We start from the raw sequence: 26,028 nt of genomic DNA, 5'->3' as shown, positions 1-26,028 counted from the left end.
ACCTCAGCTCGGACAGGTCATCGAGCGAATGCCGCGGTGAGCCAATCGCACATCGCGCGCCGCAACACCGCGCGGTTCTCCCGTTTGTCGATCTCGTGGCCGTCGTCGTCGAAGGTCAGCAGTTCGACCTTGCGTCCGAGCGCGCTCAGCGCTTCGCACATCTGCTGCGACTCGCTCGGCGGCACGTTGGTGTCGTTGAGGCCGTGCACGAGCAGCAGTGGCGCGGTGATCGCCTCGGCGCGCGGCAGCGGGGACAGCCGTTCGAGCAGATCCTGGTCGCTGACCGGATGCCCGTACTTGGGATAGGCCGCCGCGGCGATCCATTGTTCGGTGTTGCGGTACCAGGTGTTCAGGTCGCTCATGCCACAGATGCTGATGCCCGCGGCGAAGTGGTCGGGGTGGAACGCCAATGCGGCCTGGGTCAGGTAGCCACCGTAGGACCAGCCGCAGCACGCCACCTTGCCCTCGGGCGCGTGACCACCGTCGACCAGGAACCGCACCGCATCGGCGACGTCGTCGATCGCGGCGAACCGGCGCTCGCGGTCGTCGGCGTGCATGAAGGACCGGCCGAATCCCCCCGAGCCGCGCACGTTCGGCAGGAAGACACAGATTCCCTCCTGGAGCAGCGCCGGGAAGAACTCGTTGTACCCGGGTCTGCCCTGCCCTTCGGGTCCGCCGTGCAGGAACAGCATCGCGCCGATCGTCTCGACGCCGTCGGGCGGCGTGAACAGCCATCCGCTGAAGGTCATGCCGTCGCGGGCGGTGATGGTCTCCAAGGTCGGATCGGCCGACACCGGGCCGCTGGAGGGTTCGCGGTCGACGAGTTGCCACTCCCGGCTGCGGGGATCGACCAGTTCCACCGTCGGCGGGTTCGACGGACCTTCGACGGTCAGCGCCAGCATCGACCCGCCGGCGCTGATGCTGAGCTCACTGGCCACCATGCCCGGCAGCGGGATCGGATCGTAGAGCGTCCCGTCGGCGTATTCGAGAATCTGTAATTCGCTGGCGCCGTGCAGGTTCCACAGCAGAGCCACCGTCGACAGGTCGTCGCTGACGGTGAACTCGTCGAGTTCGCAACCCGGCCGTTCGGCCACCACCTGGTAGGTGACGCCCTCCGCGGTCACCCTCACCTCGAGCAGCCGCGCGTGTTCGGCGCCGTTCTCGCTGCGGATCAGTGCCCGCACGTAGCCCTCGGTGCTGTTGACGTCGTAGGTCTTGGCGGGCTGGTACAGCGCGAAGTGCTCCCCGTCGGGGCCGGTGCGCAGCCGTCTGGGGTGGTGGTCGTCGAGGATCACACCGGTGTCGGTGGTGGAACCTGGGTCATAGGGCAGCAGCCCGGTCTCGACCAGTCCACGCAGCATGATCAGGTCGCGGTAGCCGCGCGGACCGACCCGCACCAGCGAGGCACCGGCCCACGCGTCGACCAGGCGCCCACCCGAGCGGCGGTCCAGCACGGTGGTCGGCCCACCCGAGGGATCGATCAGGCAGGAGCTGCCGACACCGTCCTCACCGGTCAGAATCGCCGCGACGAGCGTGCCGTCCCACCCGATCAGCTCCGCGGTGCCCTCCACCCCGGACGGCCAATAGTCGATCCGGCGGGCCGCGCGGTCATCGGGATCCGTTGTGACAACCCAGATCTGGCTACGGGTACTGCCTTCGGGCGCGACCTGGCAGGCCAGCCAGTGCCCGTCGGCGGAGTGCAGTACGCGGGTGACGGGGCCGTCGACGGGCAGCTCGACGTCGCGCGACGAGCTCGCGCGCCACCCGCGCAGGAACCGCTGGACCGCCCGGGGATACCCGCCGTCGTCGACGAGGTGGGCGAACGCGGTGGCGTCAGGTGACATCGACGCGCCGTAAATCCGGCGGACCTGTTCTGCCACGGTTCCCGATTGTGCACGGTCGGCCCCGGCGCCGCCGGGTCGGCCGGTGCTCGACGGCTCTGAGCGGCCGCACAGGTACCCTCGCAGCCATGAGGTGGGCATGAAAGATTCACCTGACCGCGGCAGCGATCAATGGGGTGACCGCAACTCCGGGTACTCCGGATACTCCGATCCTGCCTACGCCAGTCAGACGCCGTACGGACCGCCGTATCAGCAGCCGGCGCAGGCTCCGCAACCCACCGAGCGCCTTCCCGCGTACCCGCCGTACGGCTACGACCCGTACGCGACGGGTCAGTACCCGCCCCCCAACCCGCAGGGCTACGGCGCCGAGCCGCCGCAGCAGGACCCGAAGTCACCCCGCTGGCTGTGGGTCGTCGCAGGCGTCGCCGTGGTCCTGGTCATCGGTCTGGTGATCGCGCTCGTGATCGTCAACAGCTCGCGGCAGCAGACGGTGGTGGCCCCGCTGCCGTCGGTACCGGAGCCGTCGCTGAGCACCCCGTCTCCGACGCCCACGACCCGCGCGCCGCGCACCACCACGAGGCCGTCCACCCCGGTGGCGCCGCTGCCCACGCTTCCGACCGGCCCGACGACACCGCTCAAACCGCCCACGACGCGGGGGGCCACCGACTCCGTCGTCTACACCGTCGACGGCCAGGGCCGGGCCATCAACCTGACCTACGTCGACACCGGCGGGCTGCTGCAGACCGAGTTCAACGTGATGCTGCCGTGGAGCAAGGAGGTGGCGCTGCCGCAGCCGGGCGAGACGTCGGCCAGCATCAGCATCATCAACGTCGGCCGAGAGGTGACGTGCTCGATCTCGGTCAACGGTGTGCAGATGGACCTGAGCACCGGTGTCGGCCTGACCATCTGCACGTCGACCGGGTAGTTCCCTAGATGCGGTGCGGGGCGCGCACCGGAAGGAACAGCACCAGCCCGAGCACGACGACGAGCACCAGGCCACCCATCCCGGCGCGGTAGCTGTCGAATACGTCGATGAACAACGAAAACAGCCACGGCGCCAGGAAAGTCGCGGCGCGACCCGCCGTGGTGTACAGCCCGAACGTGACGCCTTCCTTGCCGCGTTCGGCCATCCGCATCATCAAGGTGCGCGCCGAGGACAGCGTCGGGCCGATGAACAGGCACAGCAGCAGCCCACACACCCAGAACGCCAACGGTCCCGACACCGCCATCAGGGTCAGACCCACCGCGATCAACGCCGACAGCGACGCGACGATCACCGTCTTGGAGCCCACCCGGTCGTCGAAGCGCCCACCCACGACCGCCCCGAGCGCCGCGACGACGCACGCCGCGACGCCGAACAGCAGCACGTCGGCCTCCGAGACCCCGTAGACGTTGACGCCGAGCACGGCGCCGAACGTGAAGATCCCGGTCAGCCCGTCCCGGAACACGGCACTGGCGCCCAGGTAGTAGACGAGGTTGCGGTCGCGGCGCCACTCGGCGCGGACGTCGGTCCACAGCCGCCGGTACGCACCGAAGAAGCCGACCCGCGGCGGGGGCGCCGAGTCGTTCCTCGGCGCCCAGATCAGCAGAGGAAGCGCGAACAACGCGAACCACGCGGCGACCAGCAGCATCGCCGCGCGCACGTTCTGGCCGTCGGCGACGGGTATCCCGAGCAGTCCGCGGGTGTCGCCGTCGCCGGAGATGAAACCCAGATAGACCACCAGCAGCGCGAGCACGCTACCGAAGTAGCCCAACGCCAATCCGATGCCGGAGATGCGGCCCGACGTCTGCGGGGTGGACAGTTCGCGCAGCATCGCGTTGTAGGGCACCGTGGCCAGCTCGCTGCACGCGGCCGTGCACGCCAGCACCACCAGACCCGGCCACAGGTAGCGATGGTCGTCGCGGATCAGGCTGAGTGCGGCCGTGAACAGCACCACGAGCCCGGTCAGCACGGCGAGGGCGCGGCGGCGACGCGAGGGTGCGTCGACCAGCACCCCGGTGACCGGGGCCAGCAGCGCCACCACCAGACCCGCCAGCGCCAGCGCGCGGCCCAGCCAGCTCGCCGGGCTGGTGTCCCCCGGCAGGTCGTCGCCGACGGTGGTGGTCAGGTAGACGGTGAAGACGAACGTGATGACGATCGCGTTGATCGCCGTCGCCCCGAAATCCCACATCGCCCAGGCCAGCACGCGCGAACGCGGTGCCGCATCGGTGGGCGGACCGGTCGTGGGCGGCAGCTGGCTCATGGTCGCTCACGATATAGTCCGGCCCATGCCAGTACCCGCTCCCAGCGCGGACGCTCGCGCCGTCGTCACCGGCGCTTCGCAGAACATCGGTGAGGCGCTGGCCGTCGAGCTCGCCCGCCGTGGCCACCACCTGATCATCACGGCCCGCCGCGAAGAGGTGCTCAACGCACTCGCCGAGCGGCTGCGCGCCGACTTCGGCGTGACCGTGGAGGTGCGCGCCGTCGACCTGGCCGACCCGGCTGCGCGCGACGTGTTCTGCGAAGAGTTGGCCACCCGCCATATCTCGATCCTGTGCGCGAACGCCGGCACCGCGACGTTCGGTGCGGTCGCCTCGCTGGATCCGGCCGAGGAGCGGAAACAGGTGCAGCTCAACGTGCTCGGCGTGCACGACCTGGTACTGGCCGTGCTGCCCGGCATGGTCGAGCGGGGCGCGGGCGGCATCCTGATCTCCGGGTCCGCCGCGGGCAACTCCCCGATTCCGAACAACGCGACCTACGCCGCGACGAAGGCCTTCGCCAACACGTTCAGCGAATCGCTGCGCGGCGAGGTGAAATCGTCCGGGGTGCACGTCACGGTGCTCGCCCCGGGACCGGTGCGCACCGAGTTGCCCGACCCCGACGAGCAGTCCCTCGTCGAGAGATTGATCCCGGACTTCCTGTGGATCGACACCGAGTACACCGCCAAGGTGTCGCTGGATGGGTTGGAGCGCAACAAGATGCGCGTCGTGCCCGGCGTGACGTCGAAGGCGATGTCGGCGGCCAGCGGCTATGCGCCGCGCGCGATCGTCGCGCCGATCGTCGGCGCGGTCTACAAGAAGCTCGGCGGCGACTGACCCCTCTCTCGCCGAAATTGCGTTCCGGCAGCGGAAGTTCGAGTAGCGAGCTGCCCAGAAGCAATCTCGGCGGTCAGCGCTCGCGAGGTCAGCGGCGGCGCTTGCGCCGGCCCGTGCCGAAGATGCTGCGCGTGATCTCGCGCCCGATCACCGTTCCCGCCGACCGCATCGCGCTCTTGAACGCCGGGTTGGCCATCACCTGGTCGAGGAAGCCGGGTTCGGGAGTCGACGCGGGTGCGGGCATCGGCGGGATGTCGATCGGCGGCGGGACGTACACCGGGGGTTGTTCGGCCGGGGCAGGGGCGACGGGCGGCTGGGCCACCGGCGGTGGCGGCGCCAGTCGCGCCGCGAGCCGTTCGTAGGCCGAGTCCCGGTCGATCGTCTGGCCGTACTCGGCCTGCAGCGGGCTGGCTTCGGCCGCCGCGGCGATCGCGTCGGACCCGATGGTGTCCATCAGCGACCGCGGGGCGCGGATCCGGGTCCAGGCCACCGGCGTCGGCGCACCCCTCTCCGAGAGCACGGTCACGACCGCCTCGCCGGTGCCCAGGGACGTCAGCGCCGATTCGAGGTCGTACACGTCGGTTTTCGGGTAGGTGCGGACGGTCTTGGTCAGCGCCTTCTGATCGTCGGGGGTGAACGCGCGCAGCGCGTGCTGGATCCGCGCGCCGAGCTGGCTGAGGACCTCTTTGGGGATGTCTGCGGGCAGCTGGGTGCAGAACAGCACACCGACACCCTTGGAGCGGATGAGTTTGACGGTCTGCTCGACCTGGTCGAGGAACGCCTTCGACGCGTCGGTGAAGAGCAGATGCGCCTCGTCGAACACGAAAACCAACTTGGGTTTGTCGACGTCGCCGACCTCGGGCAGCGTGGTGAACAGATCGGCGAGCACCCACATCAGGAACGTCGAGAACAGCACCGGCCGGGCCGCCTGGCTGCCCAGTTCCAGCAGCGTGATGACGCCACGCCCGGACGCGTCGACGCGCATCAGGTCGTCGGGTTCGAGCTCCGGCTCGCCGAAGAAGGTGTCCGCGCCTTCGGCCTCCAGGTTCACCAGTGCCCGCAGGATCACCCCGGCCGTCGTCGTCGACACCGCACCGAGCGCCTTGAGCTGCGGCTTGCCCTCGTCGCTGGTCAGGTACTGGATGACCGAGCGCAGGTCCTTGAGGTCCAGCAGCGGTAGCCCCTGCTGATCGGCCCAGTGGAAGATCAGCCCGAGCGTCGATTCCTGAGTCTGGTTCAGCCCGAGCACCTTTGACAGCAGGATCGGCCCGAAGCTGGTGATGGTCGCGCGCACCGGCACCCCGATGCCCGAGGTGCCCAGCGACAGGAACTCCACGGGGTAGGCCGCCGGGGCCCAGTCGTCGCCGGTGTCGGCGGCGCGCTCGGCCACCTTGGCGCCGGGTTCACCGGGCCGGGACAGGCCCGACAGGTCGCCCTTGACGTCGGCCATCACCACCGGCACCCCGGCCGCCGACAGCTGTTCGGCGAGCACCTGCAGCGACTTCGTCTTGCCCGTCCCGGTCGCACCGGCCACCAGCCCGTGCCGGTTCAGCGTGGCCAGCGGAATCCGGACCCGCGCGGCGGGGTCGCAGACGCCGTCGACGACGACGGTGCCGAGCTCGACCGCTGCGCCTTCGGCCGCATAACCTGCGGCGATCTGCTGCGCGGGGGTGCCGGAGGGCTGCGTGCTCATGGGTCGAACCCTACTGCGGCGGGACCGGCGTCAGGCGGGTGTGCGGGCCGATGTGCGCCGGTGGGCTTAGGGTTGAGCGCTGTGCGAGACGAACTGGTGTGGATCGACTGCGAGATGACGGGCCTGGACCTGAAATCCGACCTGCTCATCGAGATCGCGGTACTGGTGACCGATTCGGAGCTGAACATCCTCGGCGACGGCCTCGACGTGGTCATCCACGCCGACGACGCCGCGCTGTCCTCGATGGTCGACGTGGTCGCCAAGATGCACGCGAAGTCGGGCCTCGTCGACGAGGTGCGCGCGTCCACCGTCGACGTCGCGACCGCCGAGGACATGGTGCTGACCTACATCCGGGAGCACGTCAAGCAGGCCAAGACGGCGCCGCTGGCGGGGAACTCGATCGCGACCGACCGCGGCTTCATCGCCCGCGACATGCCCAAGCTCGACGACTTCCTGCACTACCGGATGATCGACGTCAGCTCGATCAAGGAGTTGTGCCGCCGCTGGTATCCGCGGATCTACTTCGGGCAGCCGGAGAAGGGGCTCGCGCACCGCGCGCTGGCCGACATCCACGAGTCGATCCGCGAGCTGCGCTACTACCGCCAGACCGCGTTCGTCGCGCCGCCCGGGCCCTCGACCAGCGACATCGCGGCCGTCGCGGCCGAGCTGGGCTCCCCGAAGCAGGACGATTCGGCTCCAGAGGGGTCCACCGGCTAATATGACCAAGCCGCTTTCCGAAGCGGCGATGGTGGCTGTAGTTCAGTTGGTAGAGCACCAGGTTGTGATCCTGGCTGTCGCGGGTTCGAGTCCCGTCAGCCACCCCGAAAGGGAAACGCCGCCTACTTCGGTAGGCGGCGTTTCTGCTGTCCGGGCGTCACACGTTGGCGTTGCCGGCCTTCCACTGCTCCCACGGGATGTTCCAGTCCCCCAGCCCGTCGGTGCCCGGCAACGGCGAGCCGACGGTGTTGACGATCTCGACGATGTCGCCGCGCTTGGAGTTGTCGTAGAACCACTGGCCGTTGCTCGTGCTGACGTTGATGCAGCCGTGGCTGACGTTGGCCTCGCCCTGGCTGCCGACCGACCAGGGCGCCGCGTGCACGTAGATGCCGCTGTAGGAGATCTGGGTGGCCCAGTCGACCTCGGTGCGATAGCCGTTGGGCGAGTTGGTCGGAACGCCGTAGGTCGACGAATCCATGATCATGTGCGACCTGCGGTCACCGACGATGTAGACGCCGTTGTTGGTGGGCGTGCTGTTCTTGCCCATCGACACCGGCATGGTCTTGACGACCTCGCCGTTGCGGCGCACCGTCAGCGTCTTGGTGTCGTCGTCGACGGTGCTGATCACCTCGTCGCCGATGGTGAAGTTCGTCGACACGTTGTCCTGACCGAAAAGACCGTCGCCCAGGTCGACGCCGTAGGTGTTGACCTCGACCTCGACTTTGGTGCCGGGCTTCCAGTACTTGGCTGGGCGCCAACGGACTTCACGGTTGTTCAGCCAGTAGAACGCGCCCTCAACGGGCGGCTCGGTCTTGACGGTGATTGCGCGTTGCGCGGCCAGCCGGTTCGGGATGTTCTCGTCGAACCGGATGGCGACCGGCTGCCCCACCCCGACGACCTCGCCCTCGTTCGGCAAAACGTAAGGCATCGTGAGGTTTTCCGGGCTGTGCGTCTCGAACGTCATCTGCCGGCTCGCGACCCCGCCGAGCCCCAGCGCCTGCGCGGTGAGCGTGTAGCGCTTGTTGTAGCCGAGGGGTTCGGCGGTCTCCCACGTCAGGCCGTCCTCGGAGAGCTTGCCCTCCACCGTCTTGCCGTTCTCGTTGACCATCGTCACCGCGCCCAGAACACCGTCTTCGGCGCTGACCGTCACGGGCGCGCCGGCGCTCACGCCGACGGCACCGTCCTTGACCGACGACGACAGTTTCGGGACCAGCAGGTCACCGAACGGGGTGCCCTTGTCCGTGATCACCTGAGGTTTGGGGGTTTCGGTTCCCCCCGCGCAGGCGCTGAGGCCCAGCACAAGCGCGGGAACCAACGCAACGGCCACCCACCAGGACCGTCTCGCACGCGCACGGCTCGCCGTGTTGACCTGCCACATACTTCCGCTCCACCTCACATCATGGCTGTTTGCCCGCGAACCAGTGCCGCCAATTCTACGGTCAGTTTCGGGGTTGGGGCACGACTGCGATGTCGGCTCCGAAAACGCGCGGACGTGCGGATTTCCGTCTTACGCCGCGGGCCTGTTATTGTCTCACACGCGCGCCGTTAGCTCAGTTGGTAGAGCAGCTGACTCTTAATCAGCGGGTCCGGGGTTCGAAACCCTGACGGCGCACCACACAAAGGCCCTGTATCCACAGGGCCTTTGCTGGCTTCGGGGAGGTTTCCCCGGCAATCGTCTACACCCGGCTACGCCGCGACCACCTCAACGGCCAGTTCGCGGGCCACCGGTTCGGCGGTCGACACCGTCGGCAACGACAGCGTCACGCCCTGGACGTCGATGAAGCCGATCTGGGTCAGATCCAGATACGGGGTGGCGAACCCGGTCAGTTGCAACGTGAGCGTGTCCCCGGCGCCCGCCGTGTAGGCGATCTGCTCCAGATCGAACGTCACGCTCCGGCTCCTGCCGTCGAGCGTCACCGGGATCGCGGTGACCAGGTTGCCCAGCACCAGGCCGGAGGCGTCGTCGACGATCTGACCGTAGATGTGCGTGGCGGTGCCCAGCCCCTCGTAGGTCAGCGTGACCTGTGGAGCACCGACGAACTGAGCACCCTCGGGCGGGGCGATCTTCATGTTCAGCGCCAGCGACGCTTTGGACGCCGTTGCCGGCGACAGCAACCACGGTGTGGGCGGCTGGGTCTGGGGGCCGGATCCGCCGATCGGAATGATCGGCAGGAATCCGCCGCCACTCTGCGCGACGAACGGCTCGCCGTAGAACCCTGACTCCGTCGGCATCACCTCTGAGGCGTGGTAGTCACCGTTCTGGTCGTACCACTCGAAGCGGGGTCCCGTCGGCACCAGTTCGTTGCCGCGCACGTACCGGTCGAGCCAGTCCATCGTCGCGTTCACCAGATGCGTCGCCTGGTTGTCGTTCGGCGGGTTCAGGCAGATGCCGTGTCCACCGCAGGCCCAGATCATGTCCACCGGAACACCATTCGCGCCGAGCATCGCGGCATTGGTGAATGCCTGTCGGAGCGTGAACAATCCGTCGACGGTGCCCTGGATCAACAGCGTCGGCGCGGTGATGTTGTTGACCAGCACTGTCGGGCCACTGCTCTCGATGATGGCCTGCTGGACCTCGGTGATGAACCCGAGCAGATCGCCGAGGATGATCGCCGGATAGATCTGCGCGTTGATCTTCGCGCCGGCAATCAGCAGGTCCAGCCCGAGCAGGGTCGCCCAGCCGGACTTGAACGCCTTCTCGGGATAGAGCGCCATGGTCAGCGAGTTCCATGCGATCACCGGGACGATGGCCTCGACCCGCTTGTCGATGCCTGCGGTCACCAGCTGGATTCCGCCGCCGTAGGAGCCGCCGACCATGCCCATCACCGGATCGCCCGGCGCGGTCGTCTTGACTCCCGGCAGGGTGGAGGCCCAGGAGATCAACGCCTGGACGTCACGCCCCTCGAAGAACGGGCTGTCGAGCTGCAGGGTCCCGCCGGAGTCGTACTCGCCGCGGGGATCCCAGGTCACCACGTTGTAGCCGCCGTCGCGCAGCGTCTTGATCCCGGGTATCAGATTCGCCAGCGAGATCAACGCGGTCGGGTCGGTGTAACCGGCGCTGCCCAGCCCCGGACCGTTGAAGATGGTCTCGGCGTCCTGCCCGTTCTGCAGCCCGGCGGCCGGGAAGAAGTTGACGCTGATCTTCGTGCCGTCGAACGACGCCACCTTCGTCGTGAACGCGAAGGGCACGTTCTCCGGGATCAGTTCGCCCGTGTCGACCGTGACCGACGTGATCACGCGGTAACCGATGATCGGTTGCAGGACCGCACCGAGGATCGGGGTCTGCTGCAGCTTGAGCACGATCGGGTCGACGAGGTCGCCGAGTAGCGGAATCCGACTGAGAAGGACCATCAGCGCGCTTTCCTGGCTGACCATCACTCTGAAGGTGTCGGTACCGCCGGCATTCACCACGGCCAGATCCGGTAGGAACGTGAACCCGCCGGCGGCGCTGAGGAGCGTGGTCTTACCGCCCTCCGGCGACGAGCCGAGGACTGTATAGAACAGCTGACGTCCGTTGGTGGCGGTCGCGTTGATCGACCCGTAGATCACACCGTCGTCGAACGCCATGGTGGTCGAGTCGACGACGATGGGGCCGGCGAAAAGCGCCTCTCGCCGCGCCGCCGCGGCGGCGGCCCAGGACAGCGGTGAATCCGCGGGCAGCCCGGCCGGGCCTCCCCCGGCGAACGGCTTGAAGATGCTGTCGATGAGCGCCGCCCAGGGGTTCGACACCGCGGTGGTGGCGGTCTGCGTCGCGGTCGGGGACGCCGTGCGTCCCGCGACGGCTGCCGGGCTGGACAGCCACTTCAGGGCCTGGGCAGTGCGGTCTGCCGGCGCGACGTCGGCGACCTCGTCGGTCGAGCCGGCGGGCTCGGCGGCGGTGTCCCCGGCCGACGGCGTCGTCGTCTCGGCGGTGTCGGTATCGGTGTCGGTGGACGAGGACTCTCGCCCCGGCGCGGCGTCGCGCGCCTTGGCGGGCTTGCGGGATGTATCGGCGGCGGCGGATTCGTCGGCTGGGTCCTCGATGGCGGGGTCCTCGTCGGCTGGGTCCTCGTCGGCTGGGTCCTCGATGGCTGCGTCGTCGTCTACGGCGTCTTCGGCACCGTCATCGGCAGCGTCGGTGTCATCACGGGAGCCGGACGTGGGTTTCGCACCCGTCGACGTCTTGTCACCGGAATCGACGGAAGTCGTCTCGGCGCCGCGGGAACTCGGGGCCGACACCGTGGAATCCGCACCGTCTGCCGCAGGCTTGGCGACGGCCACACCGTAGCCACCGAGGACGGCAGTGCCGACCCCGAAAGCGACCGCGAGGCCCCCCACCCGGCCGATATACCTAGCTGCGTTCATCGTTACCCCTGCTCAGACGGTCGACAACGCAGCAAACTATAGCCCCGGCCCGGCGCTGCGGATGGGCAAATCGCGAGATACCTTGCCATAGCATCCCGCCCCATGCGCCACGGCACGAGAACGCCGAAATCGATTGCCGATCAATGTCTTTCATGCAGATGACGAGGAGAATCCACCCCCCGACCTCCGGCGCCTGAACCCGTCGGCAGCGCCGAAGTTCGGCAGCCGCGGCAATCCCTATATCCGTTTCAAAACGTAATGAGCTGCGAAGATATCTAGAGACCAGTCGTCAATATTTGCGGAAACCAGCGGTGGTGGCCGATCAGAGGCCTACATTGTTGCCCAGCGCACCAGGCATATCGACTCATCAGAGAGGGCGCTGCCACCTACATACCCAGGGGAACAATGATGAAGAAGCTGCTTGTCGCCGCCGCTTGTGCCGCCGGCGCGATCGCCGGAGCCGGCGTCGCGAACGCGGAGGAAGTCAGGGTCGTCGACGCCAACGGCGCACCGGTGACCTTCCAGACCCAGGACGCCTGTTTGGCCGACGGCCCTCATATCGCGCTGTCCAACCCCGAAGAGGACGCCCAGTATCCGTACTTCCTTTGCCGCGAGGGCGAAGACGGTCTCTGGTACCTGTTCAACTCCGACACGCAGTAGCGATCCACCCGTCCCGTGCCCGCTGGGCACGGGACGGCCTGCGATGGCCTAGCGGCGGGGTCCCGCGCCGGGCTGGCCCAGCAACGGGTTGATCTGGCCCGCGGCGCCGTGCTGCTGCTGTTGATGCTGCTGCAACGCCTGCACCAAGGGGTTCTCCATCATCAGCTGACGCTTGTCGTCCTCGGACAACTCGTAGAACGTCCACAGCCCCCATGCGGCCGGCCGGATGTACAGCGTGACCTTCTGCCGCTTCTTGGTGTTCTGCGGCAGCATCGCCGGGATCGGGACGACCCGGTCGAGCGTCACCGCGCTGACGAGTTCTTGCGCCAGCGTGTCGACGTCAGTCGTGTCCTGCAGTTCGTAGACCGAAGCCTGGTGGCTCGGCTGCGCGGGGCCCTGCAGGGCGAGAAACCACGCCATGTGGCGTCTCCTTCTCTGTAGCTCGTCTTGTATCAGCGTCAGCGTAGAGGACTCGGCCGCCCGATCCGGCGATACCCTTCCCGGCCCCGCGGGACTCGCAGCCGGCAACGCCCGCCTGGCACAGGAAATCGGCGCCACCGTCAAACTTCGCCGGCCTGGACGCGGGGCCCAATTTCTGTGCTAGATGTCACACGCCGGTAACAATACGCAGGACGCGCGTCGGGTACAAGGAGTAACGGCGCATCGCGGTTCACATCGCCCTATGGGGATTGTGCTGCTGAAAGCCTGCGAGTGGTGTTATGGTTCCGTTAGCTGAACGCCGTGAGCGATCGCCGCGAGAGGCTTAAGAGCAGGAATCGAGGAATTTGCTGATGTCGAGCCCGGTCGATCCGATGGCCACACGTGCCGGCGGAGAGGACGCCGTTCACCGCCGCGTTGTGCAAACGCCCGTGGCGGTACTGAACTGCAGCCGGATCGGCCGTGTGGCCAACCCCCCCGGATTCTCGATCACCGACTGGTTCTGGTCCAGCTTCAGGCGCTGATCAACCGTTCACTGCCGGATACGGCGGATCGTCAGCACGAGCAACAGCACGCCGGCCCCGGCCAGGGAGATCGCCACCGGCGGCTTCGACACGAAGCGGATCACCCCGGCTTTGACGTCGTCGGCCACCCGACGCGGATTGGCCCGCTCGGCGAGGGAGTCGACCGTGATCGCCAGCTGCTCGCGCGCCTGATCGATCTCAGCCTTGATGGTGTCGGGATCCCGGTCCGCCACGTGTTCCTCCAATGCCTCCAGCACCAGCGCGCCGGCCGCGCCCCTGCCTACAGCTCTGTCGAACTACCCTAGTTGAGCCGGGCCGCCACGCAGCGCCCCGGTCGACCGAACCACCGCACCCGTTCCGGGACCTGCTTGGAGGGATGACACACCGATGCCGCAAACCCCACGTCTCGAGGTCGGCGACAAAGCTCCCGCGTTCAGCCTCCCCGACGCCGACGGCAACACGGTCAAGCTGTCCGACTACAAGGGTCGCAAGGTCATCGTGTACTTCTATCCGGCCGCGTCGACGCCGGGCTGCACCAAGCAGGCCTGCGACTTCCGGGACAGCCTCGCCGAGCTCAACGACGCCGGTCTCGACGTCGTCGGGATCTCGCCGGACAAGCCGGCGAAGCTCGCGAAATTCCGCGACGCCGAGGGGCTGACGTTCCCGCTGCTGTCCGATCCGGACAAGAAGGTCCTCGAAGCGTGGGGCGCCTTCGGCGAGAAGACGATGTACGGCAAGACCGTTCAGGGCGTCATCCGTTCCACGTTCCTCGTCGACGAGAACGGCAACATCGAGGTGGCGCAGTACAACGTCCGCGCCACCGGCCATGTCGCCAAACTACGGCGCGACCTGTCCGTGTAGTTCACCGAGCCGGGCGAGCAGCAGCGCCTCGGCGGTCGCCGCGCGTTCCAGCACGCCCAGGTGCAGGCTCTCGTTGATGCTGTGCGCCTGGGTGTCGGGGTCCTCGACCCCGGTCACCAGGATCTTGGCATCGGGGAAGGTCCCCGCGAACTCGGCGATGAACGGGATCGATCCGCCGACACCGGTGTCGACGGCGTCGTGGCCCCACGCCTGCCGAAACGCGCTGCGCGCGGCGTCGTAGACGGGGCCGTCGGCGTCGATGGCGTACGGTTCGCCGAGATCTCCGGGGGTGACGGTCACCTGCGCACCCCACGGCGCATGGCTCTCCAGGTGCCGGGTCAGCGCCGCGAGGTGCTCGGCGGCGTCGCCGCCGGGGGCCACCCGCATGCTGATCTTGGCGCGGGCGCGCGGGATCAGCGTGTTGGACGCCTTCGCGATGGGGGTGGTGTCGATGCCGATGACGGTGATCGCCGGCTTGGCCCAAAGCCGTTGTGTCGCTGAGCCGGAGCCGATCTCGTGCACCCCGTCGAGGACGCCGGTGTCGGCCCGCACCCGCTCGGGCGTGTAGTCGACCTCGGGAGCGTCGGCGACGTGCAGGCCCTCGACGGCGACGTCGCCGTCGTCGTCGTGCAGCGAGGCGAGCAGGCGCACCAGAACCGACAGCGCGTCGGGCACCACCCCGCCCCACATCCCCGAGTGCAGGCCGTGGTCGAGCGTGGCGACCTCGACCACACAGTCGGCCAGACCACGCAGCGACACCGTCAGCGACGGGATCGCGGTGCTCCAGTTGTCGGAGTCGGCGATCACGATGACATCGGCGGCCAGCGCGTCGCGGTGCTTGGCGAGCAGCCCGCTCAGCGACGGCGAGCCGGACTCCTCCTCCCCCTCGACGAAGACGGTCACCCCGACCGGCGGATTGCCGCCGTGCGCCCGGAACGCGGCGAGATGCGTTGCGATACCGGCCTTGTCATCGGCGGTGCCGCGACCGTACAGCCGGCCGTCACGTTCGGTCGGCTCGAACGGGGCGCTGCGCCACTGGGTGGGGTCGCCTTCGGGCTGCACGTCGTGGTGGGCGTACAGCAGCACCGTCGGCGCACCCTCCGGCGCGGGATGCCGGGCGATGACGGCTGGGGCGCCGCCCTCGGCGACGATCGTGACGTCGTCGAATCCGGCCTCGGACAACAACTTCGACACCGCTTCGGCGCACCGGTGCACCTCGGGACGGCGGTCGGGATCCGCCCACACGGACTGGATGCGCACCAGGTCTTCGAGGTCGGCGCGCACCGACGGCAGGACGTCGCGGACGCGTTGCACGAGATCGCTCATGGCGACCACGTTAGTCGCCTGTCCGGGCCCGGCGAGCGTGCGCAAAGTCCGGGATTTGATCGGCGTGTCCGCCGCAGACACGCACGCTCGCGGGAAAAGGCGTTAGCGCTCTTCGAGGACGGCGACCGCCGCGGCGGTGTCGGCCTCGTGGGTCAGCGACAGGTGGATCGTCACCTCTTTGAGGTGTTCGGCCACCGCCCCGGACAGCCGGACCCGGGGGCGGCCCCACATGTCGGTGATCACCTCGATGTCGCGGTGGATCGCCTCAGGAAGTACCGGCCGCTTGGAGAACCGCGACCCCGACCAGGCCTTGATCACCGCCTCCTTGGCCGCCCACCGCGCCGCGAGGTGGCGCGCCGCCGACGAACTCTTGTCGGCGGCGTCGCGCCGCTCCCCCGGCGTGAACGTCTCGGCGAACACCGTGCCCGGGCGATCCACCTGCTCGGCGAACTCCGGAATGGAGACGAGGTCGATGCCTATCCCAACGATGCCCACGGGCAGCACGCTATCTCACGGTTCATCGCCGATACACGCCGTCCTCGGCGAGCCGCGATGCCGCGTCGAGCAGCATGCCGGCCTCCTGGACCTTCTCGGGCGCCTCGTGGTCGAAGCGCCGCCCCTCGGGCCGCTCGTACATCGGGCGCCCACCGGCGATCGCCGATGCGAGCCTGCGCTTTCCGGCCAGCTCCCGCTCCTGGGCACGCGCGGCGTAGTCCGCCTGCTGCTCCGGGGTCAGGGTGGCCAGGAACGCCTGCGGATGCACCAGCGCGATCAGACCCGACACGTGACCGAACCCGAGGCTGGTGATCAGACCCGCCTTCAGCGGGTACTTCTCGCCCATCCGCAGAGTCTCACGCGGCCACACGAAGTGCGCGGACGTCGCCAGCTCCTCGTCGACGCAGTCCAGGCTGCGGTTCGGCGGGATCACGCCGTCGCGCAGGATCTGGCACATACCCATCGTCTGGAAGACCGCCGCGCCGCCCTTGGCGTGCCCGGTCAGGCTCTTCTGGCTGACGATGAACAGCGGCGCACCCGGGGAACGACCCAGCGAGTCGGCGAGCCGCTCGTGCAGCTCCTGCTCGTTGGGATCGTTGGCCAGCGTCGACGTGTCGTGCTTGGAGATCACCGCGATGTCGTCGGCCCCGACGCCCAGCTTGTTGAGCGACTTGGCCAGCGCCGACTCCCTGCCGCCGCGACCGGCGCCGAGCGCGCCGAGCCCCGGAGCCGGGATCGAGGTGTGCACGCCGTCGGCATAGGACTGCGCGTACGCGACCACGGCCAGCACCGGCAGACCCATCCGCACCGCGAGATCGCCGCGGGCCAGCAGGATCGTGCCGCCGCCCTGGGCCTCGACGAAGCCCAGCCTGCGCCGGTCGTTGGCGCGGGAGAACCGGGAATCGCTGATGCCCTTGGCGCGCATCACCTCGGTGTCGGCGGTGGCGGCCATGTCTCCGAAGCCGATCACGGCCTCCAGCGTCAGGTCGTCGTAGCCGCCGGTGACGACGAGCTCGGCCTTGCCCAACCGGATCTTGTCGACACCCTCCTCCAGCGACACCGCCGCGGTGGCGCACGCGCCGACCGGGTGGATCATCGATCCGTAGCTGCCCACGTAGCTCTGGATCACATGCGCGGCAACGACGTTCGGCAGCGTCTCCTGCAGGATGTCGTTCGGCTTGTTCTTGTCCAGCAGGTTGCCGTGGAACATCGTCTGCATCGAGGTCAGACCACCCATGCCGGTGCCCTGCGTGCTGGCGACCAGGCTCGGGTGCACCCAGCGCATCAGTTCGGTCGGCGAGAAGCCTGCGGACAGGAACGCGTCCACCGTCGCGACGAGATTCCACAACGCAACGCGGTCAATGGAATTCGCCATGTCCGGGGTCACACCCCAGACCTGCGGGTCGAACCCGGTCGGGATCTGCGCGCCGACGGTGCGGGACAGCTTCGCCTTGCGGGGCACCCGAATCTCGGTGCCCGCCTTGCGGGTGACCGTCCAGTCGGAGCTGTCGGGCACCGGGCTGATCACCGTGTGCTCCGGGTCGAACTGCACGAACGCGCGCGCGTCGGCCTCCGACGACACCACGAACGAGAAGTCCTTGTCCAGGAACACCGACACCAGCAGCGGTGCCGAGTGATCGGGATCGATCGCGCCGTCCCCGACGAACTCACGGATGCCGACCCGTTCCACGACCGCGTCGTGGTAGCGCTCGACCAGGTCCGCCTCGTCGACGAGATCGCCGGATTCGGTGTCGTACCAACCCGGTTGCGGATCGTCCTCCCACTTGATCAGACCGGTGGTCCAGGCCAGCTCGAGGACACCGGCCGCCGACAGCTCGTTGTCGACCTCCATCTCGAACCGGGTGCGCGACGAGCCGTACGGGCCGAGTTCGGCGCCACCGACGATGACCACCAGGTCGGCCGGGTCGACGTCGAGGTCGGCCCACTCCGGCGCGGGTGCCGGGACGGTGGGCCGCGGCGGGGACGGCAGCGCCGCGATCAGGTGATCGCCGGCCTCCTCGTCCTCGGCCTCGGCGGGCGCCTCGGTCGCGGCTTCCCTGGCCTTGGCGGCCAGTTCGGCCATATCCAGCTCCACGTCGGCCAGTCCACCGGTCAGGTCGGCCTGCACCGGCTCCTGGGCGGCGGCGACCTTGGTGTCGACGTCACACAGGGCCAGCAGCATGCTCGCCATCTCGTCGGTGGAGTAGGTCTGCACACCGGCAGCCTCGACGCCGTCGACGATGACGTCGTTGTGGCCCATCAGCCCGGTGCCGCGGGTCCAGCCGATCAGCGCGTGCGCCAGGCTGACTCGCTGCGCCCACGACGTCTCGGCCTTCCAGCGCGACACGACCGCATCCAGGGCAGCCTTGGACTCGCCGTAGGCGCCGTCGCCGCCGAACATGCCGCGGTTCGGTGAACCGGGCAGCACGACGTGCAGGCGGGCCGCGATGTCGCGGTCGGCACCGATGTGGGACAGCCCGGCGATCAGCCGCTGGACGGCCCACAGCAGGACCTTCATCTCCATCTCGGCGCGCGCTCCGGCCTCGGACAGGTCGCCACCGACGCGCGGTGCGGCGAACGGGAACAGCAGCGTCGGGGTCAGCGCATCCTTGAGGTGGATGGACTTGGGCCCGAGGCTCTCGGTCTGTTCCGTGCCGACCCACTCGACGAGTGCGTCGATGTCGCTGTAGGCCGCCATGTTCGCGGGCAGCACCCACAGCTTGGCGCCGAAGCGGGCGTTGTCGCGGTAGAGCTTGCGGTAGAAGGCCAGTCGAGCGTCGTCGAGCCGGGACGTGGTGGCCACCACCGTGGCGCCACCGTCGAGCAGTTGCGCGACGACCGATGCGGCTATCGATCCCTTCGAGGCGCCGGTCACGACGGCGACCTCTTCGCTGTAGCGGCCCTTGCCGGGGTTCTCCGCCCCCGCGGCGATGCGGGCGTACAGCGACGCGTGGATGTTCAGGCCCGCGGCCAGTGCCTTGCCCTGCCAGTAGGTGGCCTGGGTGCCGACGACGTGGCCGGTCCCCTCGAACCGCTCCGACAGCCGGGCCCAGTCGGCCTCGATCTCGTCCTCGCCGGTCAGCCAGATCTTGGCGAGATCCTCACGCGCACTGGCCCACCGGTCGTCGAACAGCACCGCCTTGCGGCCGTCGAACGCCGGAGCCACCAGACGCGGCCAGTCCGAGCCGAGCTCGGCGGTGACCAGGTCGATCAGTTCCGCGTCGGCGGACGGCTCGGGCGCGGAGGCCACCGCGCCGTATCCCAGCTGATCCAGGATCGTGCGCGCCGCGTTGGCGAGCACGCCGTTGCGTCCGGTGACCTGCTCGGCGAACTCGCCGAGCGCGGCCGAGTCGACGACCCCGCCGCCACCGCCGGCGGCTGACGGCAGCGACACCGGAATCCCGAGTCGGCCCCCGACCGCGGTCACGGCCGCGTCGATCACCTTGTCCACCGCGGCCGCATCGGCCAGGGCTCCGTCGTGCAGACCGCCGAGCGCTCCGCCGCGGACGCTGGATCCTTCGCGGGTGCCCAGCGCGACCTCGGCGGTGACGTGCTTGACCCAGCCGTCGCCGAGCTCCCAGGTCTTCTTGACCCGTTCGGCGATGTAGGCCGGACGCTTGCCGGACGGCCCGAGGACCGTGCGCAGCTGGTCGTTGATCGCGTCGGACAGCACCGGTCCGAACGGCTTGTAGGTGCGGGCCAGCTTGGTGACCTGTCCCTTCAGGCCGGCCAGGTCAGCTTCGGCCGCACCGTCGATGGCGCCGAGGTTCAGCTCCGACCCGAGGTCGACCAGCATCTGGTTGCGCCGCGACGACGCGCCGTCGGTGATCGACTCGATGGAGTCGAGCGCCTCGATCTGGTCCACGCGGATCTTCGCCGACAGCGCGATGAGCGCCATCGTGGCGTCGGCCGCGTCGAACGTGATGTCGTCCGGGCGGGGTCCGCCGCTGGGCGCAGCCGGCGCGGCGGCCGGGGCGGGAGCCGCTTCCGCCGCGGCGGGCGCGGCCTCGGCCGGGGCCGCGTCGGCGACCGGTGCCGGCTCGTCGTCCGGTTCCGGATCGGTGTCGGTGGCGAACAGCACCGCGGCGTCACGCTCGGCGTTGAGCACCTCGGTGGTGTTGTGCGAGTACTCCGGCAGCTTGAGCGTGTTGGTGGCCAGGCCCGCGACCGTCGGCGCGTTCTTGACGCCGATCTCGACGAACCGCTCGACACCGAGACCGCCCGCGGCCTCCTCGATGAACAGCAGGTCCTGCGTCTCGATCCACCGCACCGGGCTGGCGAACTGCCAGGCCAACAGCTCGATGACGATCTTGCGCATCAGCTCACGCGGCTTCTCGTTGCGCCACGTGTCGTAGTCGGCGAGCACCTCGTCGAGCGGCTCGGCCGGAACGAGTTCCCGGATCTCCTCGATGAAGTCGCGGTCCAGGGTGAACGGCCGCGGCACCAGGTTCGGGATGTAGCGGCCGATCAGCAGCTCCGGATCGGCATCGGTGGGCATCACCCGTTCGAGCGCACGCCGGAAGTCGGCGACACCGACCCGCAGCACGCTGGAGTGGAACGGCACGTCGATGCCGGGCACCAGGATGAACGAGCGCTTGCCGCCGGAGATCTCGCGGCGCCGCTCGACCTCTTCCTCCAAGGCTTCCAGCCCGGCGACCGTACCGGCGATCGCGTACTGCGAACCGCGCAGGTTGAAGTTCACGATCTCAAGAAATTCTCCGGTACGAGCCTCGATCTCGGCGACGAAGGCCTTGACGTCGTCGTCGTCGAGATCGATCTGCGACGGGCGGATCGCGGCCAGCCGGTAGTTCGACCGGCCCTGCGCATCGCGCGGCACGATGTCGTGCATCTTCGAACCGCGGTGGAACACCACCTCAAGGAGCGCTTCGAGCGGGTACACGTTGGACACACACGCCAGCGCGGTGTACTCGCCGACGGAGTGACCGCAGGCGATCGCGCCCTCGACGAACGCACCCTGCTCGCGCATCTCGGCGACCTGCGCCGCGGCGACCGTCGCCATCGCGACCTGGGTGAACTGCGTCAGGTACAGCACACCCTCGGGGTGGTGGTAGTGCACACCCGAGGCGATCAGGCTGGTCGGGTTGTCCCGCACGACGTGCAGCACCGAGAAGCCCAGCGTCTCGCGGGTGAACTTGTCCGCGGTGTCCCACACCTTGCGGGCGGCCTTCGAGCGGGCACGCACCTCCATGCCCATGCCCTTGGACTGGATGCCCTGGCCCGGGAACGCGTACACGGTCTTCGGCGCGGCCAGCTGCGCGGTCGCGGCCATCACCAGCTCGCCGCCGACCTTGGCAGCGACCTCGACGATCTCGGCGCCGCGGTCGATGCCGACGCGGTCGACCCGGAATTCGATCTCGTCACCGGGCAGCACCATCCCGAGGAACCGGGAGGTCCAGCCGACCAGCCGCGCGGGCGGGGTGGCCCGGCCGTCGGTGGCGGTGACGGCGTGCTGCGCCGCGGCCGACAGCCACATGCCGTGCACGATGGGCGTTTTCAGGCCGGCCAGAAGCGCCGCGGTGCGGTCGGTGTGGATCGGGTTGTGGTCACCGGAGACCACAGCGAACGCACTCATGTCCACCGGGGCGGTGACGACGACGTCGCGGCGACGGCGGCGCGGCGTATCCGTGGCGTTGTCGGTGATGGCTCCGCCGGCCCGCAGCGGGTCGGCCAGCTCGGCGGCACCGGTGCGGCCGCGGATCGCGAACCGCTCCCCGAGGGTCGCGAGGACGGTGCCGTCGGCGTCGGCAATGCTCACCTCGACCGGGACGACCCGGCCGACCTCGGTGTCGGTGGCGGGCAGAGCCGTTGCGGTGACGGTCAATTCGGACTTCTCCGCGGGCAGCGTGGCCAGCAGGTGCGCGGCGTGATCCAGGTGAACCAGGCTCAGCAGGCCCTCGACGACGGGGAACCCGTCGTCGGTGACCGCCGACCCGATCGCCGAGAACACCGCGGGCCAGCACAGGCCGACCAGCGCGTCGGGCACCAGGGTCAGGCCCGGCGCCAGCGGGGCGCCGAACGTGGCGGTGACACCGGTGTGGTCGGCGACCTTCTGCGGGTCCCATTCGACGGTCACCGTCGCGCTGTTGTCGCGCACCGGGGGCAGCGCGTCGGGCCCGTCGACACCGGCGGCGATCGCCAGCACCGAACGCATCGCCTTCGCGGCGTCCTCGACGGTGACGATCGGGGCGCCGCCGTCGACGGTGGACGACGGCAGCGTGAAGCGGATGTCGATCCAGATGTCGGACAGCGGCACGCTCAGCGTGATGCTTCCGTCCCCGGACAGCTCCAGCCGCGCCCCGGTGTTCGGGTGCGTCGCGCTCGGCTTGCCGGGCACGTCGTTGACCTGCCACTCACCGGGTGCGCCGATGCGGTGCACCGGGTTGATCGCGGTACGGCCGGCCCACAGCACGTCGGGTGAATCGAGCACCACGGCCAGCGGTCCGCTGACGTCGGCGCGGGCCTGGCGGCGCGACACCACCGGCGTCGGCTCGGCGCCGGCGGCCAGCACACGGTCGACGATCTCCTGCTCGAAGCGGTCGAGCAGTTCGCCGACCGGTTCGTCCATGCGGGTGATGCCGGCGACGGCCTGGGTGCCGGGAATGATGCAGACCTGATCGGCGGTGTAGCGGGCGTCGTGGGCCTGCCACAGCGAGTCGCTGCGCCACCAGCGGCGCACGTCCTTGTCGATGACCGGCACGAAGTTGACCGGTTTGCCGGGCTTCTTGCACAGCGTCACGAAGAACGGCACGTCGGCCGGGTGCAGCTTGACGGCGCCGGCGTCGGGGTAACGGGCCAGCAGCGCGGCGATCGCCTCGGTGGGCTGGTCGAGCAGCACCTCGCCGTCGCCGACGAACAACGACTCGATCGGGCCGGAGTCCTTCTCGTTGAGGCGGGCCTCGGCGCGGGTGAGCATCTCCTCGAAACGCTCACGCCAGGTGTCGGCCAGCCACGGGCTGCCGGGGGCTGCGGTGTCGGCGGTGCTGTCCCCGTCGCCGATGGCGAGTTCGACGTAGCGCTGCAGCCACTGCAGGTAGGACATGTCACCGACGTCGCCGAAGTACGGCTTGGCGGTGTCGGCCATCGCCGCGATGATCTCGTCGCGTCGCTCGGCCACGGCCTCGGCGTCACCGGCGACCTCGTCGAGCAGGCGCCCGCACCGCGACGCGGTGTTGTCGATCTCGTGGATGTCGGCCCCGAGCTGGCTGCGGCCGCTGGCCATGCCGTTGATGGCCTTGCCCGCGCCGACCCAGGTGTCGGTGCCGGTGGTCTCGACGAGCATCTGCTTGACCGCAGGCGAGGTGGTGGCTTCCTTGGTCGCCATCGCGGCGGTGCCGACCAGGATGCCGTCGACCGGCATCGCCGGGAAGCCGTAGGCCTTGGCCCATTCACCGGACAGGTACTCGGCGGCCCGCTCCGGGGTGCCGATGCCGCCGCCGACGCAAATGGTCACGTTCGAGTACTTGCGCAGCTCGCCGTAGGTGCTGATGAGCAGGTCGTCGAGGTCCTCCCACGAGTGGTGACCGCCGGCGCGGCCGCCCTCGATGTGGACGATGACGTCGCGGTCGGGCACCTCGACGGCGATCTTGATGACCGACTTGATCTGGTCGACCGTGCCGGGCTTGAACACGACGTTGCTGATGCCGACGTCGTTGAGCTCCTTGATCAGCTCGACGGCCTCTTCGAGATCGGGGATGCCCGCGGTGACGACGACACCGTCGATGGGTGCGCCGGACTGGCGGGCCTTCTGCACCAGGCGCTTGCCGCCGACCTGCAGCTTCCACAGGTACGGGTCCAGGAACAACGAGTTGAACTGGATGGCGCGGCCCGGCTCGAGCAGCTGGGTGAGTTCGGCGATCCGGGCGTCGAAGATCTCTTCGGTGACCTGGCCGCCGCCCGCGAGCTCGGCCCAGTGGCCGGCGTTGGCCGCGGCGGCGACGATCTTCGCGTCCACCGTGGTGGGGGTCATACCGGCCAGCAGGATCGGCGAACGGCCGGTGAGCCGGGTGAACTTGGTCGAGGCCTTGACCGAACCGTCGGGCAGCGCGACGGCCTTCGGCGCATAGCTCGACCAGGCCGACGCGACGGCGGGCTCGGCGCCGACGGTGAACAGGCTGCGCTGGCCGGACCGGGTGGCGGCGGGCACGATGCCGATACCGAGGCCGCGGATGACCGGGGCGGTCAACCGGGTGACGGTGTCGCTGGGCCCGAGGTCGATGATCCACTTGGCGCCGGTCGCGGCGAGTTCCTCGACCTCCGCGACCCAGTCGACCGGGTTGACGAAGATCGTCTCGGTCAACCGCTGGGTGAGCTCGCGGTCCAGCCCGGTGCGCGCGGCCCATTCGTTGACGAGATCGACGCCGGCAGCCAGACGCGGGGTGTGGAACCCGACCTCCACGTTGAGCTGGTTGAAGACCGGGCGGAAGATCGCGCCGCCGCGCGTCTTGTTCTTGCGCTCGGCCTCTTCCTTCTCGGTGATCTTCTCGCAGTAGAGCTCGAAGCGGGCCAGCTGCTCCGGGGTACCGGTGATCACGACGGACCGCCGGCCGTTGCGGATCGACAACGCCGGCGGCAGCACCGTCCGGACGTCCTGGGCGAACTCCTCGAGCAGTTCGGCGATGCGCGCGGGGTCGACGTTGAGCACCGACACCATCGGCGACTTGTCGCCGCGCCCGACCATGCCGCAGCGGCGTGACACCAGCGACCCGGCCGCACCGATCAGCTGACCGATGGCCAGCAGCTCGACGTCACGGGCGCCGCCGGCCTTGAGCGACTCGACGGCGGTCACGCCCTGGGAGTGGCCCGCGACGGCGACCGGCGGGTGCGCGTCGAGGTCGAGACCCTGGCGCTTGATGGCCCGCTGGGCGGCCATCTGGGTCAGCAGGATGCCGGGACCGGAGATCGCGGCGGTGGTGAGGTCCTTGGCGGACGGCAGCGGCTCGTCGGCGGCGAGCGCACGGATCCAGCGCATCGGCTCGAAGCCGATCGGCCGCACCACGACGAGCTCGCGGGCCAGCGGCTCCAGCAGGAGTTCGGCCTCGGCGACCAGCTGGCTGATCTCCGATTCGATGCCGGCGGAGTTCACCAGCTCTTCGAGGTTCTCCAGCCACGGGCCACCCTGGCCGCCGAATGCGACGGCGTAGGGCTCACCGGAATGCAGCCGATCGACGAGTGCGTGCGTTCCCGTCAGCGGTTCGTAGCCCTGATCGGCCCGGCCGTTGGAATTGGTGGTCGCACGGTGCTGGTCGTTGATCGTCACGTCGTGTGTTCTCCTCGGTGTTGCGCGCTACGTCGCTCGTCGCGGGGCTTGTTTCGGCTCGTCGGGTGCTTGCCTGTGCACCCGCTGGGGCCCTTGCGATTCGGCGTCGAATCCGGCTGGTCTCGCCCGCGGGCCCTCTCCAGGCGCGTCCATCGCGGTCCGTGAGCCGCGGGCGGTCATTCAGCCGTACTAAGAGTGTCATAAGAGACTGCCCTAGTTTTGCGCCCAAAATGGTTACTGGCGAGTTCTACGCGTGGGTAACACAAGGTTGCGTAACGCGCGTTTCCGGGCGGCGGTGAACTATCCGGGACAAACGTCCTGCATGCGGGTGGTTACGGTTGAGTAGGATAGAAGCGCAGTTCAAGGCAGTATTGTTATACAATCGTTATCTGAGAAACTCGGTTCTCTGTTTGTTTCACCGGCGTGTCGACAGACGTGACACGATCGCAAAACTTGTCCTGTCACCGCTTCGCTTGCCGGATACGAGTTTGCTGAGAATTCCTACTGGAGAGTAAGTCCCCGCCCGATCCATCCCACTGTCCGAGACGCCGCGCCTCAGATAGCGGGTGATTCGAGCGCGATGCCGGAGGGCTGAACGGGCCTACCCCGCCCGCGGCGCCCACCCTCAGAGGGAGCCCAGCGCCGCGAGCGCGGTTGTGCGGCAAGGAACCACATTCCGCAGCAGGGCGACCGCCCGGACGGGAAGCCCCGCGCCTGCGGGCCCACCGCGCGGTGGGTGTCCGGCGCCCTTCCTGACCGGAGCCCGTGCCGGAGCCG

The 26,028-nt window shown here is 69.0% G+C and carries 15 protein-coding genes and 2 tRNA genes; 7 read left to right on the top strand and 10 right to left on the bottom strand.

All coding sequences use genetic code 11. The features are described 5' to 3' along the window. Positions 1-17: 17 nt before the first annotated feature. Entirely contained in the window at positions 18-1,844 is a 1,827-nt protein-coding gene (locus BST38_RS14285) for an alpha/beta hydrolase family protein (protein ID WP_083144039.1), read from the bottom strand. 136 nt (positions 1,845-1,980) lie between these two features. Between BST38_RS14285 and BST38_RS14280 the strand changes: the two genes are divergently transcribed. Then, positions 1,981-2,766: a hypothetical protein gene (locus BST38_RS14280; RefSeq protein WP_083144040.1), complete on the top strand. Its 786-nt coding sequence runs from the start codon at positions 1,981-1,983 to the stop codon at positions 2,764-2,766. A gap of 4 nt (positions 2,767-2,770) precedes the next feature. Here the strand turns inward: BST38_RS14280 and BST38_RS14275 are convergent, their stop codons facing one another. Continuing rightward, complete coding sequence (locus BST38_RS14275) at positions 2,771-4,084, bottom strand: MFS transporter (protein ID WP_083143981.1); 1,314 nt, start codon at positions 4,082-4,084, stop codon at positions 2,771-2,773. Positions 4,085-4,109: 25 nt separating this feature from the next. Here BST38_RS14275 and cmrA point away from each other — a divergent pair, with 25 nt between their 5' ends. Next, positions 4,110-4,916 carry a mycolate reductase gene (gene cmrA, locus BST38_RS14270; protein WP_083143980.1) on the top strand — a complete coding sequence of 269 codons (807 nt, stop codon included), beginning with the start codon at positions 4,110-4,112 and terminating at the stop codon, positions 4,914-4,916. An 88-nt stretch (positions 4,917-5,004) separates the two neighbouring features. Here the strand turns inward: cmrA and BST38_RS14265 are convergent, their stop codons facing one another. Next, positions 5,005-6,609 carry a helicase HerA-like domain-containing protein gene (locus BST38_RS14265; RefSeq protein WP_083143979.1) on the bottom strand — a complete coding sequence of 535 codons (1,605 nt, stop codon included), beginning with the start codon at positions 6,607-6,609 and terminating at the stop codon, positions 5,005-5,007. 81 nt (positions 6,610-6,690) lie between these two features. On the opposite strand from BST38_RS14265, the gene orn reads away from it, so the two are divergent. Together orn and BST38_RS14255 are read left to right on the top strand one after the other, a co-directional pair. Then, the gene (gene orn / locus BST38_RS14260; RefSeq protein WP_083143978.1) at positions 6,691-7,326 is read left to right on the top strand and encodes an oligoribonuclease; all 636 of its coding nucleotides are present in this window, start codon (positions 6,691-6,693) and stop codon (positions 7,324-7,326) included. A gap of 31 nt (positions 7,327-7,357) precedes the next feature. Next, positions 7,358-7,430, top strand: a tRNA-His gene (locus BST38_RS14255). Between the two features lie 53 nt (positions 7,431-7,483). Here the strand turns inward: BST38_RS14255 and BST38_RS14250 are convergent. After that, complete coding sequence (locus BST38_RS14250; RefSeq protein WP_083143977.1) at positions 7,484-8,704, bottom strand: L,D-transpeptidase; 1,221 nt, start codon at positions 8,702-8,704, stop codon at positions 7,484-7,486. A gap of 161 nt (positions 8,705-8,865) precedes the next feature. Here BST38_RS14250 and BST38_RS14245 point away from each other — a divergent pair. Continuing rightward, positions 8,866-8,941, top strand: a tRNA-Lys gene (locus BST38_RS14245). 71 nt (positions 8,942-9,012) lie between these two features. On the opposite strand, the gene BST38_RS14240 is transcribed toward BST38_RS14245, so the two are convergent. Further along, positions 9,013-11,670, bottom strand: coding sequence for a S15 peptidase family protein (locus BST38_RS14240; RefSeq protein WP_083143976.1), 2,658 nt, complete (start codon positions 11,668-11,670; stop codon positions 9,013-9,015). A 405-nt stretch (positions 11,671-12,075) separates the two neighbouring features. Between BST38_RS14240 and BST38_RS14235 the strand changes: the two genes are divergently transcribed. Beyond that, complete coding sequence (locus tag BST38_RS14235; protein WP_083143975.1) at positions 12,076-12,330, top strand: hypothetical protein; 255 nt, start codon at positions 12,076-12,078, stop codon at positions 12,328-12,330. Between the two features lie 48 nt (positions 12,331-12,378). Here the strand turns inward: BST38_RS14235 and BST38_RS14230 are convergent, their stop codons facing one another. Together BST38_RS14230 and BST38_RS14225 are read right to left on the bottom strand one after the other, a co-directional pair. After that, positions 12,379-12,750, bottom strand: a complete 372-nt coding sequence (locus BST38_RS14230) for a hypothetical protein (RefSeq protein WP_083143974.1) — start codon at positions 12,748-12,750, stop codon at positions 12,379-12,381. Between the two features lie 550 nt (positions 12,751-13,300). Further along, complete coding sequence (locus BST38_RS14225; RefSeq protein ID WP_083144038.1) at positions 13,301-13,525, bottom strand: DUF3618 domain-containing protein; 225 nt, start codon at positions 13,523-13,525, stop codon at positions 13,301-13,303. A 154-nt stretch (positions 13,526-13,679) separates the two neighbouring features. On the opposite strand from BST38_RS14225, the gene bcp reads away from it, so the two are divergent. Next, on the top strand, positions 13,680-14,153 hold the full coding sequence (gene bcp, locus BST38_RS14220; RefSeq protein ID WP_083143973.1) for a thioredoxin-dependent thiol peroxidase: 474 nt from the start codon (positions 13,680-13,682) through the stop codon (positions 14,151-14,153). Here the strand turns inward: bcp and BST38_RS14215 are convergent. The 3 genes from BST38_RS14215 to BST38_RS14205 form a co-directional block, all read right to left on the bottom strand. Continuing rightward, the gene (locus tag BST38_RS14215) at positions 14,130-15,479 is read right to left on the bottom strand and encodes a dipeptidase (RefSeq protein ID WP_083143972.1); all 1,350 of its coding nucleotides are present in this window, start codon (positions 15,477-15,479) and stop codon (positions 14,130-14,132) included. The two genes, bcp and BST38_RS14215, sit on opposite strands and share 24 nt — an antisense overlap. Positions 15,480-15,581: 102 nt before the next feature. Then, positions 15,582-15,974, bottom strand: coding sequence for a holo-ACP synthase AcpS (gene acpS, locus BST38_RS14210; protein WP_179964069.1), 393 nt, complete (start codon positions 15,972-15,974; stop codon positions 15,582-15,584). 22 nt (positions 15,975-15,996) lie between these two features. Further along, positions 15,997-25,251, bottom strand: a complete 9,255-nt coding sequence (locus BST38_RS14205; protein WP_083143970.1) for a type I polyketide synthase — start codon at positions 25,249-25,251, stop codon at positions 15,997-15,999. Positions 25,252-26,028 lie beyond the last annotated feature (777 nt).

Origin of the sequence: Mycolicibacterium parafortuitum (assembly GCF_002086815.1) — a bacterium.
Lineage (GTDB): Bacteria > Actinomycetota > Actinomycetes > Mycobacteriales > Mycobacteriaceae > Mycobacterium > Mycobacterium parafortuitum.
Note: the sequence above shows the minus strand (reverse complement) of the source record. Positions and strands in the feature narration are given on the sequence as shown.

What these genes read in the sequence shown, in the direction of transcription:
- BST38_RS14215 (WP_083143972.1), bottom strand. Translation starts at nt 15,479, where the DNA reads ATGAGCGATCTCGTGCAACGCGTCCGCGACGTCCTGCCGTCGGTGCGC.
- BST38_RS14250 (WP_083143977.1), bottom strand. Translation starts at nt 8,704, where the DNA reads ATGTGGCAGGTCAACACGGCGAGCCGTGCGCGTGCGAGACGGTCCTGG.
- BST38_RS14235 (WP_083143975.1), top strand. Translation starts at nt 12,076, where the DNA reads ATGATGAAGAAGCTGCTTGTCGCCGCCGCTTGTGCCGCCGGCGCGATC.
- BST38_RS14275 (WP_083143981.1), bottom strand. Translation starts at nt 4,084, where the DNA reads ATGAGCCAGCTGCCGCCCACGACCGGTCCGCCCACCGATGCGGCACCG.
- BST38_RS14230 (WP_083143974.1), bottom strand. Translation starts at nt 12,750, where the DNA reads ATGGCGTGGTTTCTCGCCCTGCAGGGCCCCGCGCAGCCGAGCCACCAG.
- BST38_RS14280 (WP_083144040.1), top strand. Translation starts at nt 1,981, where the DNA reads ATGAAAGATTCACCTGACCGCGGCAGCGATCAATGGGGTGACCGCAAC.
- cmrA (WP_083143980.1), top strand. Translation starts at nt 4,110, where the DNA reads ATGCCAGTACCCGCTCCCAGCGCGGACGCTCGCGCCGTCGTCACCGGC.
- BST38_RS14240 (WP_083143976.1), bottom strand. Translation starts at nt 11,670, where the DNA reads ATGAACGCAGCTAGGTATATCGGCCGGGTGGGGGGCCTCGCGGTCGCT.
- BST38_RS14285 (WP_083144039.1), bottom strand. Translation starts at nt 1,844, where the DNA reads ATGTCACCTGACGCCACCGCGTTCGCCCACCTCGTCGACGACGGCGGG.
- BST38_RS14265 (WP_083143979.1), bottom strand. Translation starts at nt 6,609, where the DNA reads ATGAGCACGCAGCCCTCCGGCACCCCCGCGCAGCAGATCGCCGCAGGT.
- bcp (WP_083143973.1), top strand. Translation starts at nt 13,680, where the DNA reads ATGCCGCAAACCCCACGTCTCGAGGTCGGCGACAAAGCTCCCGCGTTC.